Origin of the sequence: Pseudomonas mendocina, assembly GCF_003008615.1 — a bacterium.
Classification (GTDB): domain Bacteria; phylum Pseudomonadota; class Gammaproteobacteria; order Pseudomonadales; family Pseudomonadaceae; genus Aquipseudomonas; species Aquipseudomonas mendocina_C.
In genome coordinates this window covers 2,075,798-2,091,318 of the sequence record NZ_CP027657.1, presented here as the reverse complement: position 1 = coordinate 2,091,318, position 15,521 = coordinate 2,075,798, and the positions used below count along the sequence as shown (strand labels likewise).

At 64.9% G+C, this 15,521-nt stretch carries 17 protein-coding genes; 5 read left to right on the top strand and 12 right to left on the bottom strand.

Going from position 1 to position 15,521, the window contains the following annotated elements:
* Positions 1-14 precede the first annotated feature (14 nt).
* The 6 genes from C7A17_RS09715 to purE form a co-directional block, all read right to left on the bottom strand.
* On the bottom strand, positions 15-482 hold the full coding sequence (locus C7A17_RS09715; protein ID WP_106737844.1) for an FAD/FMN-containing dehydrogenase: 468 nt from the start codon (positions 480-482) through the stop codon (positions 15-17).
* A 30-nt stretch (positions 483-512) separates the two neighbouring features.
* Positions 513-1,046, bottom strand: a complete 534-nt coding sequence (locus C7A17_RS09710; RefSeq protein WP_106742837.1) for a DUF3299 domain-containing protein — start codon at positions 1,044-1,046, stop codon at positions 513-515.
* A 73-nt stretch (positions 1,047-1,119) separates the two neighbouring features.
* Positions 1,120-1,365 (bottom strand): GlsB/YeaQ/YmgE family stress response membrane protein, encoded by a 246-nt coding sequence (locus tag C7A17_RS09705; protein WP_106737843.1) that lies wholly within the window; start codon positions 1,363-1,365, stop codon positions 1,120-1,122.
* Between the two features lie 63 nt (positions 1,366-1,428).
* On the bottom strand, positions 1,429-2,196 hold the full coding sequence (locus C7A17_RS09700) for a substrate-binding periplasmic protein (RefSeq protein ID WP_106737842.1): 768 nt from the start codon (positions 2,194-2,196) through the stop codon (positions 1,429-1,431).
* A 54-nt stretch (positions 2,197-2,250) separates the two neighbouring features.
* Complete coding sequence (locus C7A17_RS09695; RefSeq protein WP_106737841.1) at positions 2,251-3,336, bottom strand: 5-(carboxyamino)imidazole ribonucleotide synthase; 1,086 nt, start codon at positions 3,334-3,336, stop codon at positions 2,251-2,253.
* 147 nt (positions 3,337-3,483) lie between these two features.
* On the bottom strand, positions 3,484-3,975 hold the full coding sequence (gene purE / locus C7A17_RS09690; protein WP_003242109.1) for a 5-(carboxyamino)imidazole ribonucleotide mutase: 492 nt from the start codon (positions 3,973-3,975) through the stop codon (positions 3,484-3,486).
* A gap of 276 nt (positions 3,976-4,251) precedes the next feature.
* Between purE and adhP the strand changes: the two genes are divergently transcribed.
* The 3 genes from adhP (at position 4,252) to C7A17_RS09675 (ending at position 7,260) form a co-directional block, all read left to right on the top strand.
* Positions 4,252-5,274: an alcohol dehydrogenase AdhP gene (gene adhP / locus C7A17_RS09685; protein ID WP_106737840.1), complete on the top strand. Its 1,023-nt coding sequence runs from the start codon at positions 4,252-4,254 to the stop codon at positions 5,272-5,274.
* A gap of 118 nt (positions 5,275-5,392) precedes the next feature.
* On the top strand, positions 5,393-6,187 hold the full coding sequence (locus C7A17_RS09680; RefSeq protein ID WP_106737839.1) for a hypothetical protein: 795 nt from the start codon (positions 5,393-5,395) through the stop codon (positions 6,185-6,187).
* 80 nt (positions 6,188-6,267) lie between these two features.
* Complete coding sequence (locus C7A17_RS09675; RefSeq protein ID WP_106737838.1) at positions 6,268-7,260, top strand: AraC family transcriptional regulator; 993 nt, start codon at positions 6,268-6,270, stop codon at positions 7,258-7,260.
* 268 nt (positions 7,261-7,528) lie between these two features.
* Here the strand turns inward: C7A17_RS09675 and C7A17_RS09670 are convergent, their stop codons facing one another.
* From C7A17_RS09670 to C7A17_RS09650, 5 genes are read right to left on the bottom strand one after another with little or no spacing between them, the layout of a single operon-like run.
* Positions 7,529-9,565, bottom strand: coding sequence for an LTA synthase family protein (locus C7A17_RS09670; RefSeq protein ID WP_106737837.1), 2,037 nt, complete (start codon positions 9,563-9,565; stop codon positions 7,529-7,531).
* Positions 9,562-10,149 (bottom strand): hypothetical protein, encoded by a 588-nt coding sequence (locus C7A17_RS09665; RefSeq protein ID WP_106737836.1) that lies wholly within the window; start codon positions 10,147-10,149, stop codon positions 9,562-9,564. Before C7A17_RS09665 ends, C7A17_RS09670 begins: the two co-directional genes overlap by 4 nt.
* Positions 10,142-11,422: a sialidase family protein gene (locus C7A17_RS09660; protein WP_106737835.1), complete on the bottom strand. Its 1,281-nt coding sequence runs from the start codon at positions 11,420-11,422 to the stop codon at positions 10,142-10,144. The genes C7A17_RS09665 and C7A17_RS09660 overlap by 8 nt, the downstream gene beginning before the upstream one ends.
* 10 nt (positions 11,423-11,432) lie before the next feature.
* Positions 11,433-11,735 (bottom strand): PepSY domain-containing protein, encoded by a 303-nt coding sequence (locus tag C7A17_RS09655; RefSeq protein ID WP_106737834.1) that lies wholly within the window; start codon positions 11,733-11,735, stop codon positions 11,433-11,435.
* A 53-nt stretch (positions 11,736-11,788) separates the two neighbouring features.
* The gene (locus C7A17_RS09650) at positions 11,789-12,058 is read right to left on the bottom strand and encodes a PepSY domain-containing protein (protein WP_106737833.1); all 270 of its coding nucleotides are present in this window, start codon (positions 12,056-12,058) and stop codon (positions 11,789-11,791) included.
* Positions 12,059-12,270: 212 nt separating this feature from the next.
* Between C7A17_RS09650 and C7A17_RS09645 the strand changes: the two genes are divergently transcribed.
* Entirely contained in the window at positions 12,271-13,299 is a 1,029-nt protein-coding gene (locus C7A17_RS09645; protein ID WP_106737832.1) for a histone deacetylase family protein, read from the top strand.
* A 64-nt stretch (positions 13,300-13,363) separates the two neighbouring features.
* Positions 13,364-14,458 (top strand): polyamine ABC transporter substrate-binding protein, encoded by a 1,095-nt coding sequence (locus tag C7A17_RS09640; protein ID WP_106737831.1) that lies wholly within the window; start codon positions 13,364-13,366, stop codon positions 14,456-14,458.
* A gap of 116 nt (positions 14,459-14,574) precedes the next feature.
* On the opposite strand, the gene C7A17_RS09635 is transcribed toward C7A17_RS09640, so the two are convergent.
* Entirely contained in the window at positions 14,575-15,480 is a 906-nt protein-coding gene (locus C7A17_RS09635; RefSeq protein ID WP_106737830.1) for a LysR substrate-binding domain-containing protein, read from the bottom strand.
* Between the last annotated feature and the right edge of the window lie 41 nt (positions 15,481-15,521).

Sequence of the window (15,521 nt, the reverse complement as noted above, 5' to 3'; positions counted from 1 at the left end):
GGTGCTTACCCCTATCAGTGCTGTACCGACTCCAGTGCTTGACCCAAAGCCTCCGCCTCCCTGAACACCTTCTGCTCCACCAACTTCCCGTTCTCCAACTGCAACCACAGCACTTCACCCTCGCCAGCCGGATAACGCGGGGCGATGCGGGCGTCGCGGTCGAGGAGGATGCGGTAGTTGTAGTCGCGCATCTTCGGCAGAGCGAAGAGGGTGGCGATGACGCTGGGCATGCGGCTTATGTCGGCGAGGAACACGGCCTGGCGTTCGTCCAGGTAGCCCTTGGGCTTGCCTTCCAGGGCGGCGTTGACCAGTTTGGCGCCGTCCATGTCACGGGCGACCAGGAGGATGCGGGTCTGATCGTTCAGGGTATAAGGCGCGTCGAACTGATCCAGCAGTGTCCAGGGCGCCAGGCGTTCGCCGGGCTCCACGGCCAGTGCAGTGGTGGACAGCAGGCACAGCAACAGCAGGGCAGCAGCTTTCATGCTGGAACTCCTAGCAGGGATAGCAGGGGATTAGAGGTCTTCATCGGTCACCAGACGCACTTCGCCGGCATCCATGGCGTAGGCGGCGTCGGCCAGGTCGTTGCTGACCTGCTCCACCTTTAGCTCGCCGCTGACCCACAGTGGGGCGTAGATGTCGTCGAGCGGGATGCCTTTCGGGTAGCGCACCAGTACCAGTTGGTTGGGCGGCGGTGGCGGTACGTGGATGCAGGCGCCCGGATAGGGCACCAGGAAGAACAGGGTGCTGTTGCCTTTCTCGTCGCTTTCCAGCGGTACCGGGTAGCCACCCAGGCGGATGGCCTTGCCGTCGAGTGCGGCGACGGTCTTGGCGGAGTACATCACCGCAGGCAGATCCTTGTCCTGTTGGCGCAGACCGCCTTCGCTGTAGAAGGTGCTGTCGCCTTCGGGGGTGTCGTGGCTGATGTCGGGCATTTCCTCGAGGGCCTTGCGGTCTTCGGGGGGCATCAGGTCGAGCCAGTCGGTTTCCGGCAGTTCGGCGTGAGCCAGACCGGAGAGCAGCAGCAAGGCGAGCAGCAGGTGGCGCATGGTGTAGGACGTCTCGTGGCAGCGGGAATCGGGAGCCGGCATGGTTGGCATGCCGGCTCCCGACGAAGGATATCTAGTCCTTCTTTATTGCGCCGTAGATTACCAGCAGAACGATGGCGCCGATCACTGCGCCGATGAAGCCGGCAGCTTGTCCGGCTTCGTAGATGCCCAGGGCCTGGCCACCGTAAGTGGCCGCGATGGAGCCACCGATGCCGAGCAGGATGGTCATGATCCAGCCCATGCTGTCATCACCCGGTTTGAGGAAGCGTGCGATGAGGCCAACGATCAGACCGATGAAGATGGTGCCAATAATACCCATAGGCGTGTCTCCTTGATGAGTGCCGCGTATGCGGCAGGCTCTGCTTGAGACAGGTTGTGATGGCTATCGGTTCGCTTCATCCGGTGGCGGAACGCCATAGCGATGGTAGATCAGCGCGATTTCTCCTTGCGCGCGCATGCGCTCGAGCTCCGCGGCCAGGCTGTCGTAGAGCGCACGACGATCACTTCGGTAGCGCTTGAGCGATGCGCCAAAGTGATTGCCCAGCACCTGGCGATGCACGTAGTGGGCATAGCTGAATCCCGTGAAACCCAGTGCGGCGAATTGCGCTTCCATCGGCATGACGTCGAGCACGGCGATGGCGTCCAGGCGGCCTGCGCGAAACATCGCCGCCAGCTGTGCATCGTCGCTGGCGTAGGCCCGTTGCAGCAGGACATCGCTGTCGAAGGGTTCGAAATAGGCGGTGCCGCGTTTGACGCCTACGGCCAGCGTATAGAGATCGTCGTAGCGACGCAGTTCGGCTTCATGCCCTGGGCGGACGATGAAGCGCACGTTCAACTGCTGGTTGCCGATGCTGGGCAGGAAGTGGATGTACTCGCGGCGCTGTTCGGTGAGCAGTACCCGTGGCACCAGGTCGACTCGCCCGGAGCGCAGGTCGTCGAGGCTGCGCAGGAAGGGCGTCAGGCGCCAATGCAGGCGTACGCCAAGGCGCTGTGCGGCGGTTTCCAGCACGCTGATCAGTGGGCCGCTGGGGATGCCATCGACGGCGCGCATCTCGGGAGGGCGCTCGCGAAAGTCCACCCGCAGCACGTCTTCGGCGCTGGCGCAGGTCAGGCTGAAGAGCAGGGGCAGTAACGCAAGCAGGCGTTTCATGAGGGGCTCTTGGACGACCACCGTCGTCCAAGAGCTTAGCTGCAAATCGCTGTATCAGCCCTTGGCGATCAGCGCCTGGACTGCTGCGATGGCTGTGTCGAGGCCAGCCCGGTCGGCACTGCGTACGGTGGCGTGACCCACCTTGCGCCCGGCCTTGAAGGCCTTGCCGTAGTGGTGCAGATGGCAATCGGCGATGCTGATCACCGCAGCCACCGGCGGTACTTCACCGATGAAGTTGAGCATGGCGCTTTCGCCCAGCTTGGCGGTGGAGCCCAGCGGCAGGCCGGCAACGGCGCGCAGGTGGTTCTCGAACTGGCTGCACTCGGCGCCTTCGATGGTCCAGTGCCCGGAGTTGTGCACACGTGGGGCGATCTCGTTGGCCTTGAGGCCGCCATCGACTTCGAAGAACTCGAAGGCCAGCACGCCGACGTAATCGAGCTTGTCCAGCACGCGGCCGACGTAGTCTTCGGCCAGCGCTTGCAGTGGGTGCTCAGTGCTGGCGATGGACAGGGCGAGGATGCCGCTGTCATGGGTGTTGTGCACCAGCGGATAGAAGCGGGTTTCGCCATCGCGTGCACGCACGGCGATCAGCGACACCTCGCCGGTGAAGGGCACGAAGCCTTCGAGGATGCACGGCACGCTGCCCAGCTCGGCGAAGGCGCCGGTGACGTCTTCCGGCTTGCGCAGCACCTTCTGGCCCTTGCCGTCATAGCCCAGGGTACGGGTCTTCATCACCGCCGGCAGGCCGATGCTGGCCACCGCGGCGTCCAGGTCTGCCTGCGACTGGATGTCGGCGAACTCGGGAGTAGGAATACCCAGCTCGCGGAACATGGATTTCTCGAACCAGCGGTCACGGGCGATACGCAGTGCTTCCGCGCTCGGGTAGACCGGCACGAACTGCGAGAGGAAGGCCACGGTTTCCGCCGGCACGCTCTCGAACTCGAAGGTCACCAGGTCGACTTCGTCGGCCAGCTGGCGCAGGTGATCCTGATCGCCGTAGTCGGCGCGGATGTGCTCGCCGAGGGCCTGGGCGCAGGCATCTGGCGCCGGATCGAGGAAAGCGAAGTTCATGCCCAGCGGGGTGCCCGCCAGCGCCATCATGCGGCCCAGCTGGCCGCCACCGATTACACCGATTTTCATAACAAAGCCCCTTTTCAGCAGGTGGCGAGACCAAGCAGTTGAACGTTGCCCGCAGCGCAGGAAGCGGAGTTTACGCCGGTAAATGAGCATTCCGAGCAGCGCACAGCGTTCAAGTGCGCCGTGTCGCAGCCCCTGATGGAATAGGCTTCAGGCCTCGCGCGGATCCGGGTTGCTCAGCACGGTATCGGTCTGTTCCTGGCGGAACTGTTTCAGCGCCGCGTGGAATTGCGGGTGCTGGTGACCGAGGATGCTGGCGGCCAGCAGGGCGGCGTTGACTGCGCCGGCCTTGCCGATGGCCAGGGTGGCGACCGGGATACCGGCCGGCATCTGCACGATCGACAGCAGCGAGTCGACGCCCGAGAGCATGGACGACTGCACCGGTACGCCGAGCACCGGCAGGTGGGTCTTGGCGGCGCACATGCCCGGCAGGTGGGCGGCGCCGCCGGCACCAGCGATGATCACCTGAATGCCGCGTGCTTCTGCCTCTTCGGCGTACTGGAACAGCAGGTCCGGGGTGCGGTGGGCAGAAACCACCTTGACCTCGTGGGGGATGCCCAGCTTGTCCAGCATCTCGGCGGTGTGGCTAAGGGTGGACCAATCGGACTTGGAGCCCATGATCACGCCAACCAGTGCGCTCATCGTCGTGCCTCTTCTCTCGGGCGCCTCGCGGCGCGTCAAAAACCAACAAGCCACGCGGGCGGGCCAGCGTGGCTTGTCATGATTCGTTGGCCGGGTGCTGCCGGCCGAAGGCCGCGGAGTATAACGCAAAGCCACTGCTGGCGGGCAGTGGCGACGACCGTTTGTCATACAAGGTGTGGCAGCCGGGTAAAACCGCCTAAACCTTGCTCTGGAGCAATGCCGGTGTGGGCTACGCGCGCACACTGGTCAAACACTCGCATGGAAGAGGAACAGCGCATGAACCAGACCATGAAAGCCGCAGTTGTCCACGCCTTTGGCGAACCCCTGCGTATCGAGGAGGTGAGAACCCCGCTACCTGGCCCCGGGCAGATCCTGGTGAAAATCGAAGCCTCGGGCGTCTGCCACACCGACTTGCACGCCGCCGAGGGCGACTGGCCGGTGAAACCGAGCCTGCCGTTCATTCCGGGCCACGAAGGCGTGGGTTACGTGGCGGCGGTCGGCAGCGGCGTCACCCGGGTCAAGGAAGGCGACCGCGTCGGCGTGCCCTGGCTGTACACCGCCTGCGGCTGCTGCGAACACTGCCTGACCGGCTGGGAAACCCTCTGCGAAAGCCAGCAGAACACCGGTTATTCGATCAATGGCGGCTACGCCGAATACGTGCTGGCTGACCCGAACTATGTCGGCATCCTGCCGAAAAATGTCGACTTCCTCGAGATCGCACCGATCCTTTGCGCCGGCGTGACGGTGTACAAGGGCCTCAAGGAAACCAAGGCACGCCCTGGCCAGTGGGTGGCGATCTCCGGCATCGGTGGCCTCGGTCACGTGGCCGTGCAATACGCCCGTGCCATGGGCCTGCACGTGATCGCGGTGGATGTCGACGACGCCAAGCTGGAGCTGGCGCGCAAGCTCGGCGCAAGCCTGACCATCAACGCCCGCAAGGAGAACCCGGCTGAGGTGGTGCAACGCGATATCGGCGGTGCTCACGGCGTACTGGTTACTGCCGTGTCCAACGCCGCCTTCGGTCAGGCCATCGGCATGGCGCGCCGGCATGGCACGGTGGCGCTGGTCGGGTTGCCGCCGGGCGATTTCCCCACGCCGATCTTCGACGTGGTGCTCAAGGCCATCACGATCACCGGTTCCATCGTCGGTACCCGCGCCGATCTGCAGGAGGCGCTGGACTTCGCCGGCGAGGGCTTGGTCAAGGCCACGGTGCACAGCGACAAGCTCGACAACATCAATGGCATCTTCGACCAGATGCGCGGTGGGCAGATCGAGGGACGCGTCGTACTGCAGTTCTGATTCGGGCACGGCCACGGACGGGCAACTTTCCTACAGAACGGACGCGGACGGGCGCACAGATCGATGCCAGACAGCTGGCTATACTGTGCGCCCTTCATCCATACAAGGACGTGTCGTCATGAAACAGTACGTTTCGCTCGTTGCCCTCTCCCTGCTCTCCCTTCAAGCCGCTGCGCTGGATCTGGCCAAGCATCCGCAGGTCTTCGATGCCGGTCAGGGCGTCAGCCTGGCGTTGGCCCCTTCTGCCGACGGTAAGCAGGCGCTGGTGCAGGTGCGCGGCATCAATCACCCGCTCGACGAAGTGGTGTTCCTCACCGATGTCCGCGAGCTGGGCAACGAGCAGCGCGACTACGGCATCCGCCTCGATGGCCGCGACTACAATCTGCTGAACAAGCGCCGTGCCTGGAGCGGCGAGAGCTACCAGCTGAATTTGCCGAATACTCAGGGCTTCGAACTCAGCTACAACGAGCAGAAGACCGCAGCACTCAAGCCCGGCGACCTCCTGGCGGTGTATCAGAAGCAGGAGAAAGACGGCCTGCAAGCACGTCTCGCCGCCTTCGATCGCAAGCAACGCGTGGCGGACTACAGCGCTCGCCTGCAGGAGATGGACGGCGAAGCCAGCAAGGCGTGTGGCGCCCCGCTGACGACCAAGGTGGACTGGAGCGCCATCAGCGACGAACAGTTGATCGGTCTCAGCGTGCCGAGCTACTGCGGCGAGGTGGTCAACCAGATGGCCTACCTGTGCGGCAAGGATGATCGTTACAAGGCCGAAGCCAAGACCCTCAAGGGTGTCGACTGCCGCTTCGGCGATGGCCTGAAACTGAACGAGAAAGACGGCCAGTTGCTGTTCACCACCCATCCGGATGAAGCCAACCAGGGCGACTTCATCAACGCCATTCTGCGCAATCGCTGACCCTCGGTGGCGGGCCTCGGCCCGCCACTCGCGGCATGTTTCTTGCGTTCCTTTGCCTATCTGCGCACACGGAACGCATCATGCTGCACGCCTCGCTGACCACTCTGCACGTGGTTTCCCTGATCCTGCAACGCTTCGCTGACCAGCCCGAGCTGCGCCCGCAATTGCTGGCCGGGAGCGGTATTGGTGCGGCTGATCTGGACAATGCCGACGCGCGCATCACCCGGGTGCAGGAGCTGCAAGTCTGTGCCAATGCCCTGGCCCTGCGTGCCGACATGGGGCTGGAGTTGGGACGCAGCCTGCATGTTTCCTCCTATGGGCTGTTGGGTTACGCCGCACTCTCGGCTGCCACCTTTGGTGACGCCTGGCGCCTGCTGTTGCAGTACCCGGCGTTGCTCGGCACCTATTTCCGTCTCGATATGCAGGTGGAAGGCGAGCTGGCCTGGATCTGCGCCAGCGGCTATCGCGATGCCGAGGCGCTGGAAGTGTTCAACGTGGAGATGTGCCTGGCTTCGCTGAAGCTGATCGGTGATGAACTGCTGCGCCAGCCGATGCCGCTGGAGGGGGCCGAGTTCACCTATGCCCAGCCGCGCTATATGAAGCGCTATGCAAAGAGTTTTCCCTGCCCGTTGCGCTTCGAGGCGCAGCGCAATGCCTTCGCCTTTCCCGCCGCGTTGCTGGAGCGCCGCTTGCCGCTGGCCGACAGCGTCACCCACAGTGACATGGTGGAGCGCTGCCGGCGCCTGAACGCTGAGTTCAGCAGCCGCCAGGCCTGGCTGGAACGGGTGCGCCAGTTGCTCGCCGCACAGTTGGCCGAGCCGCCGGGGCTGGAGAACCTGGCGCAGCAGATGCATTGCTCGCCGCGTACCCTGCGCCGCCATCTGCAGGAGCTAGGCACCAGCTATCAGGGCCTGCTCGACGAGTTGCGCTTCGAGCGCGCCAAGACGCTGCTCAGCGACGAGCAATGGCCGGTGTACCGCATCGCCGAGGTGCTCGGCTTCAGCGAGACCGCCAGCTTCCGCCATGCCTTCCAGCGCTGGAGCGGCGTGCCGCCGAGTCGCTTTCGCGCCTGAGACGAGCGATGGCATTCGCGGCTGAAGCGGAATGCCGCCCAGCCGCTCCTACAAGAGCGGCAACTCACACCCCCGTAGGAGCGGCTTCAGCCGCGATAAAAGCTCGCCGCTGAAGCGGCTCCTACAGGTCGGGCTCATTTCTTCGCTTGTACGTTGCGGTACATCTGCAGCGCGTCGCTCGGATGCATGCGGGCTACGGGCGATCACTGTGGGAGCGGCCTCAGCCGCGATAAAGGCTCGTCGCTAAAGCGCCTCCCACAGGGGGAACTCATTTCTCTGCTTGCACGTTGCGGTACATCTGCAAGCGCGCGGCTTCATGCAAGCCACGGCTCAGCGCCAGCAGGCGCTGGAACTCTTGCGGGTGCTGCTCGGCCACATTGTCGCGCGGCGTCAGCGAGCGCAGGTCGTGCAGGGTCGGCGAGCTGCCGTCGTGCTGCATTTGCACGAGGAAATCTCGGGTCACCGCGCCGATCACCGGGAAGGTGCCTTCCTGCAGCACCAGCGGCACCACGCGCTCGCCTTCCGGGGCAGGCAATTGCAGGTCGCGACCGAGGCCGCTGTTATCGAAGGGCACGCCGACCAGCCCGGCCACCGTCGGCAGCAGGTCGGCCAGGCCCACGGCCGCGTCGAACTCGCGCGGCGCCAGCCATTTCGGCGCGTGAATCAGCAGCGGCACGTTGTTGCTCTCCAGCCCCAGTTGCTCGAAGGCCGGCGCCATGTGCGGGATCTGGCTGATGCGGGTGTTGTGGTCGCCGAAGAAGACGAAAATGGTGTCGTCGTAGAAGCCCTGCTCCTTGGCCAGTTCCATCAGGCGACCGATGTTGAAGTCCAGCAGGCGCACGGCGTTGTACTGCTCGATGCTGCGCGAGCCGGCCTGCTGCACCTGTTCCAGCGGCAGGTCGAGCGGCTCGAAGCCATCGTTGTCCTTGGGGATGGTGAAGGGGCGGTGGTTGCCGGAGGTCTGCAGGTAGGCGAAGAACGGTTTGTCCTTGGGCAGGGCACCGAGGATGCGCGTGCTTTCCTTGAAGAAATCCAGGTCGGAAATGCCCCACACGTCCACCTGTGGCGACTGCCAGTGGCGTTCCTCGTAGAGCTGCACGCCGTCGATGCTCTGGCGGATCAGCGCATTGATATTGGCCCAGCCGGCGTTGCCGCCGATCATGTAGAACTTCTCATAGCCGTCGAGCGCATTGATCAGCGTGCGCTGACGGGCGATCAGCGGGTTGCGCGTCGCCGTCTCCTGGCGCGACACGTCGGGGATGCCGGTGATGCTCGCCCACACCGTCTTGGCGGTGCCGGTCACCGGTACGTAGAAGTGGCGGAAGAACCAGCTTTGCTGGGCCAGACGATCCAGGTTCGGCGTCGGGTTCAGCGGGTTGCCGTAGGCACCCACCGCACTGGTACCGAGGGATTCGAGCATGACGAAGACCACGTTGGGCTGGCGCTCGGCCTGGATGCGATGCGCCTGCAGCGGCTGGTGACGGAAGAAGTTCAACCCCTGCGCATCACGCTCGCTGACGCCCAGGTAATCGGCCACCACCTCGTAGTGCTCGCGCGTGGCTGCCTCGTCGAAGGCGGCAGGTTCGAGCTTGAGGGTGTCGAAGAGAAATAGCGCCGGGTTGAGGCCGAGCGCGCCGATCTGGCTATTGCCGCTGTAGAAGGCATCGCTCCAGCGCAGCGGCACCGGGTTCTCCAGGTTCAGCGCGCTGGCGCGGCCGAGCAGGCCGAAGAACACCAGCACGCTCACCAGCGCCGCGCCGCCAAGGGCCGGCAGCACGCCGACACTGCCGCTGGCGGGGCGATCCAGAGTGGCGCGCTCCAGGCGCAGCAGCGCCCATGCCCATAGGGCCACGCCCACTAGCCAGGCGATGGTTATCCACAGCACCGGGTAGGTCTGCCAGAGCATGCCGGCAGAGATCTGCGCATCGCCGGCAAAGCGCAGCACCGTGGCGTTGAGGCGCACGCCCAGGTAGGCGTAGTGACCGAAGTCGACTATGTACAGCAGGCCCAGCGTTGCTACGGCCAGCAGCAGGTAGCCGCGCAGCAGCCAGCGCACGGCGCGAAAGCGCGCCAGGCGCAGCTTGGGCAGTGCCAGCAGGATGCCCACCGGCAACATCAGCAGCAGGGCCAGGCGCAGGTCGAAGCGCAGGCCGATGCCGAGGGTGGGCAGCACGTCCGGGTCACCGATGCTGTCGACGGCGGAAAAACCCAGCAGAAAAAGCCCGCGCAAGGCGGCGAAGAGCACGAACAGCAGCGCCGTCAGGCCTGCCAGGTAGTGCAGGCGGCGGGATTTCAGCCAGCTCATGCGAGGTTCCTTGTTCGAATCAGCAGCCAGCGTCCGCCTGCCAGAAGCAGCGCACCGAGGCTATAGAGGGCCAGATAGGGATCGATCAGGTAGTCCCAGTAGTTTTCCGAGGCGCCCAGGCGCAGGGCGAAAGCCAGGGTCGCCAGCACCAGCGCGAGGGCGCCGAGCCAGCTGCGCTGGACGATCAGCACCGCGCATAGCAGGCCCAGCACTAGGAGCATGGGCCGGGGTTCGAAGCCGAGCTGGTAGGGGTCGGCATAACTCAGGCCCAGCGCCGCCGGGTAGAGCAACACGGCCAGGCCGGCGAACAGCGCCAGGCTGGCCAGGCGATCACGGGCACCGGCAAGTGGAACGCCGAAGCGGCTCAGCGTCGCCCATCCGAGCAGCACCAGGCTGGCCACGGACAGGTCGCCGATATAGGTGCGCAGGTGCAGCGCCAGGCTGATGCCCTGCACCGGCACCAGGCTAAGCAGCAGGCAGCTCGCCAGCAGGATGCCGCGTTGTGTCGTATTGCGCGTCAGTCGTGTGAGGATCAGGAAAACCAGCAGGGCGAAGGCCAGGTGCGGCAGCCAGAAGTCAGTCATGCGGGCGGCGCTCCGACAGCCAGGCCTCGTTGAAGGCCAGGTGCTTGATGAACATGTCGTTCCACGAATAGACGAGGTGGTAGTTACCCTCGCGGTCGCGGGTGAAGTAGGGGTACTCGTAGTCGAAGGTGCAGCCTTCGGCGCTGCACATGCGCGCCGTTACCTGTTCGAGAAAGCGCGCCTGCTGCTCGGGCTTGCCGCCGCTGGCGCGGTATTTCTCGCTGACCACGGCGGGGAATTCATCGCGCGGAATCGGCTCGCCCCAGGGGTTGGGCGTTTCATCCAGCTCGCCCAGGGTGCGCCAGTTGCCCAGGTTGGCATCGGTGGCATAGAGGGTCAGGCGAAAACGACCGTCCTCCAGGTCATTCATTGCCACCAGCAGGCTGCCGTCGGGGCGGCCGACCGCCGCCAGGGACGAGTTGGGGTTGCTCGGCTCCACCGGTTCTGGCCGGCTCCAGCTGCGCCCGGCGTCCTCGCTGTAGCTGGCCAGCACACGGTGATGCGCTTCGCCGGCATAACGTAGCAGGGCCACGGCGCGGCGCTCGTCCAGCGCCACCACGGTCGGTTGCAAGGAATAGCGGCCCTTGCCGATGCGGTACTTGCCCAGCACTTCGCCATTCGCGCTCAGGTGCAGGTACTCGGGAAACTTGCCGAGAAACTCGTGGTACACCGGCAGGCCGATGCTGCCGTCGGCATGGAACACCGGCGCGGCGCGCACCAGGGTGCTGATGTTGAGAAAGGGGCTGGTGACGAGCTGGCGTGGCGCCGACCAGGTTTCACCGAGGTCGTCGGAGACCATGGCGTTGACCGCGCTACCAGCCCAGCCGCCCAGCGACACCGAGACGTAGAACAGCCACAGGCGGTTGTCCGGCGCCAGGCTGATCACCGGGTTGCCCAGCTTGCGAATGTGCTTGCCGACGGCGCGCTGGGTCGACTCGCGACTGGCCAGCACGCGCTCGGCGCTCCACTGGCCGCTGGCGGCATCGAAGCGCGCGGCGCGGATCTGCACATCGGCGGCGCCTTCGCGCGTGCCGGCGAACCAGGCGGCCATCAGGTCGCCGCCGGGCAGGCCGGTGATCGAGGCGGAGTGGACGAAATCCTCCAGGTCGGAGGAGGCGAAGTGTGCGGCCAGGGCCGGTGCCGTGTTGGCTGCCGGTGGCGCTGGCTGGTTGGCGAAGGGGGCCAGCGCATGGGGCGCAGCGCCGAGCCAGGCGCAGGCGAACACCGTGGCCGCGCCCAGCAGCAGGGCGCAGGTCTTGAGGGTCGAGGTCATGGTCGCGGGTTCAGGGATGGCTGGGATGGGCCAGGTGCGAGCTGGCGACTTCTTCTACCGGACGGGCATCGACCGGGTCGTAATAGATCTCCAGCTTGCGTCCTGCGTCATCGAAGCCGTAGATCTCGTAGCAGTTGCCAGGGGTGATGCGGAACTTGGTGATCTGCACGCCCTGGCGCTTCATCCGCTCGCGAAACTGCGACTCGGGCATCCAGGCGCTGCGATCGGGGCGGGCACAATCGGTGTCGGCCAGCAGCGGCGTGGCTCCGAGCAGCAGCAGGCCGCCCAAGGCGGTGCGGGCTAAAAGGGACATGGCGGGGCTCTCGTCACGGGGCGCCGGCGGTCAGGGCCGGCGCCGGGCTGCGCTCAGTCGTCGATCTCGGTCTTCACGGCCTTGCCGCTGACCGGGTCGTGATAGATCTCGACCTTGCGGCCTTCCTTGTCGAAGCCGTAGATCTCGTAGCAGTTACCTTCGGTGACCTTGAACTTGTTGATCTTGTAGCCATCGGCTACCAGCTTGGCCTGGAACTGGTCGGGGTCTTGCCAGGTGGAGCGGTCGGCCGTGGTGCACTCGGTCTTGGCGAAGGCCGGCGCGGCGCAGGCGAGCAGGGCGGAAACGAGCAGTAGACGACGCATGGTGAGGCTCCTGATGGGATTCGGAGCCGCCACCTTCGGCGCACTGGCTTAACGAAAACTTAAGGCTCACACCCCGTTACATCTTGCCCGTGAGCATCCGGGTGGCAGCGCAATTTGGCCATTTCGATCCCCTTTTGGCCGTTGCCAGCGTTCTCGACGCTGGCCGAGCAGGCGAACAATGCAGGCACAACAACGAGCCTGGAGCGCTTTGCATGCTCACCTACTACAGCGACGACCACCACCTGCACCACGGCAAATGCGAGCTGATCGACGGGCAACTGATGCCCTGCTTCGAGAAGCCGCAGCGCGCCGACCATATCCTCGCCCGTGTGAACAATCGCCAGCTTGGCGAAGTACGTGCACCCAGGGATTTCGGCCTGGCTCCCATCGAACGCATCCACAGCAAGGCCTACCTGGAGTTCTTCCAGGGCGCCTGGGCGCGTTGGCAGGAACAGGGCGGCAAGGGCGACCTGCTGCCGTTCACCTGGCCGGCGCGCACCTTGCGCAGGATGATCCCCAATGACCTGCACGGCCAGCTCGGCTACTACAGTTTCGACGGCGGTGCGCCGATTACCGCCGGCACCTGGCAGGCCGCCTACAGCGCCGCACAGGTGGCGCTCAGCGCCCAGCAGGAGATCGCCAACGGCGCCCACAGCGCCTTCGCCCTGTGCCGTCCGCCAGGCCACCACGCCGCTGGCGATGTGATGGGTGGCTACTGCTACCTGAACAATGCCGCCATCGCCGCCCAGGCCTTCCTCGATCAGGGCCGCAAGAAAGTCGCCATCCTCGATGTCGACTACCACCACGGCAACGGCACCCAGGACATCTTCTACCAGCGCAGCGACGTGCTGTTCGCCTCGATCCACGGCGACCCGGCCGAGGAGTTCCCGTTCTTCCTCGGTTATGCCGACGAACTGGGCGAGGGCGCCGGCGAGGGCTACAACTTCAATTACCCGTTGCCCATGGGCAGCTCCTGGGAAACCTGGAGCGCGGCGCTGGAGCAGGCCTGCCAGCGCATCGCCGAATACGGCGCCGAGGTTGTGGTGGTGTCGCTGGGCGTGGACACCTACATGGAAGACCCGATCTCGCAGTTCAAGCTCGACAGCCCGGACTACCTGGCCATGGGCCGGCGTATCGCCGCGCTGGGCCTGCCGACGCTGTTCATCATGGAAGGCGGCTACGCGGTGGAGGCCATCGGCGTCAACGCGGTCAACGTACTGGAAGGGTTCGAGGGCGCCTGAGAGGCGCCTCTTCAGCAATCAGAAATCTGCCAAACAAGAGCAATATTTCAGGGGTGCTAGAACGATGAAAGCCATCAAACAGATGCTCGGCGCCGCCCTGTGCGGCGCCACCCTGCTCAGCGGCGCGGTACAGGCCAAGGAGCTGCGCGTGTACAACTGGGCGGACTACATTCTGCCGTCCGTGCCCAAGGACTTCCAGAAGGAGTCTGGCATCCAGATCACCTGGGACACCTTCGAGACCAATGAGGCGCTGGAAGCCAAGCTGCTCACCGGCAACTCTGGCTATGACCTGGTGATTCCGTCCAACCAGTTCCTCGAAACCCAGATCAAGGCCGGCGTGTTCGCCCCGCTGGACAAGTCAAAGCTGCCCAACTGGAAGAACCTCGACCCAGTGCTGCTCGGCCTGCTGGAGAAGAACGATCCGGGCAACCAGTACGGCGTGCCCTACATGTACGGCACCGTGCTGATCGGCTACAACCCGGACAAGGTCAAGGCCGCGCTCGGTGACGACGCGCCGGTAAACAGCTGGGATCTGGTGTTCAAGCCCGAGTACATGGAGAAGCTGAAATCCTGTGGCGTGGCCATGCTCGACTCGCCCAGCGAGATCATTCCCATCGCCCTGCACTACCTGGGCCTCGACCCCAACAGCACCAACCCGGCCGACTATGACAAGGTCACCGAACTGCTGCTCAAGGTGCGCCCGTACGTGGCCTACTTCCACTCCGCCAAGTACATGACCGATATCGCCAACGGCGACATCTGCGTGGCCATCGGCTACTCCGGCAGCTTCTACCAGTTCGCCAACCGCGCTAAGGAAGCTGGCAACGGCGTGAAGATCAACTGGCGCCTGCCCAAGGAAGGCGCGCCGATCTGGTTCGATACCTGGGCCATTCCGAAGAGCGCGCAGAACTCTGACGAAGCGCATGCCTTCATCAACCACCTGCTCGAACCCAAGGTGATCGCGCCGATCAGCGACTTCCTCGGCTACCCCAACCCCAACGTGCCGGGCATGCAACTGGTGGGTAAGGACATCGCCGACGACCACGACCTGACGCCGACGCCGGAGCTGCAGAAATCGTTGTACGTGGTGCAGCCGCTGCCGCAGAAGATCGAACGTGTGCGTACGCGGGCGTGGACGTCGATCAAGTCGGGCAAGTAAGGCTCAGCGATTTGACTCGACCTTAGAATTTCGCGGCTGAAGCCGCTCCTACAGAGAATCACATACCCCGTAGGAGCGGCTTCAGCCGCGAATGCCTTACCCGTAGGGTGCGTTACTCAGCCACCCACCTCGCCCGTCTCCAGCTTGCGCCACAGCAGGCGCACGGCCGCCTTGCGCGACATGCCCCAGCGGTACAGGCGAATCTCCAGCGGGATATGCCAGTGTTCCTTGCCGCATATCACCAGCTCGCCACGGGCCAGCTCGGGGCTCATCGACAGGCGCGGTACCCAGGCCACGCCCAGGCCTTGCAGGGCCATGGCTTTGAGGCTGTCGGCCATGGCGGTTTCGTGCACGGTGGTCGAGCGCAGGGCGCGCTGGCGCAGCAACAGGTTCACCGAACGGCCGAGAAAGGTGCCGGCGCTGTACGCCAGCAGCGGCACGCTCTGCCCGGAGTCCAGGTCGAACAGCGGCGCGCCGTTTTCGTCCACGGCGCAGACCGGCAGCATCTCGCTGTAGCCCAGGTGCAGCGACGGGAACATGTCCGGTGCCAGCTGCACGGCGGCGTCCTGGTCGTGGTAGGCGAGTATCAGGTCGCAAGTGCCTTCGCGCAGCGAGTGCACCGCTTCGCCGACGTTGGTCGCCACCAGGCGGGTGGTCAGCGGCAAGCCATCGCGGCGCAGGCGGGCGATCCATTCGGGAAAGAAGCCGAACACCAGCGAGTGGGCGGCGGCGATCTGCAGCGCCTCGCCCTGTTGGCCTTCGAGGTGATGCAGGTGACGCACCACCTCGCCCAGTTGCTCGACCATGCTGCGCGCGGTGAGCAGGAACAGCTGGCCGGATTCGGTCAGCTCCACCGGTGTGCGTGCGCGATTGACCAGGGTCAGCCCCAGCGCCGCCTCGAGGCTGCGGATGCGTCGGCTGAACGCGGGCTGTGTGACGAAGCGCTTCTGTGCCGCCTGGGAGAAGCTGCGGGTGGCGGCCAGGGTGACGAAGTCTTCCAGCCATTTGGTTTCCAGATTCACGGGCCATCCTCCGCTTGTGTCGGTGCCGTGCACACGTTTGG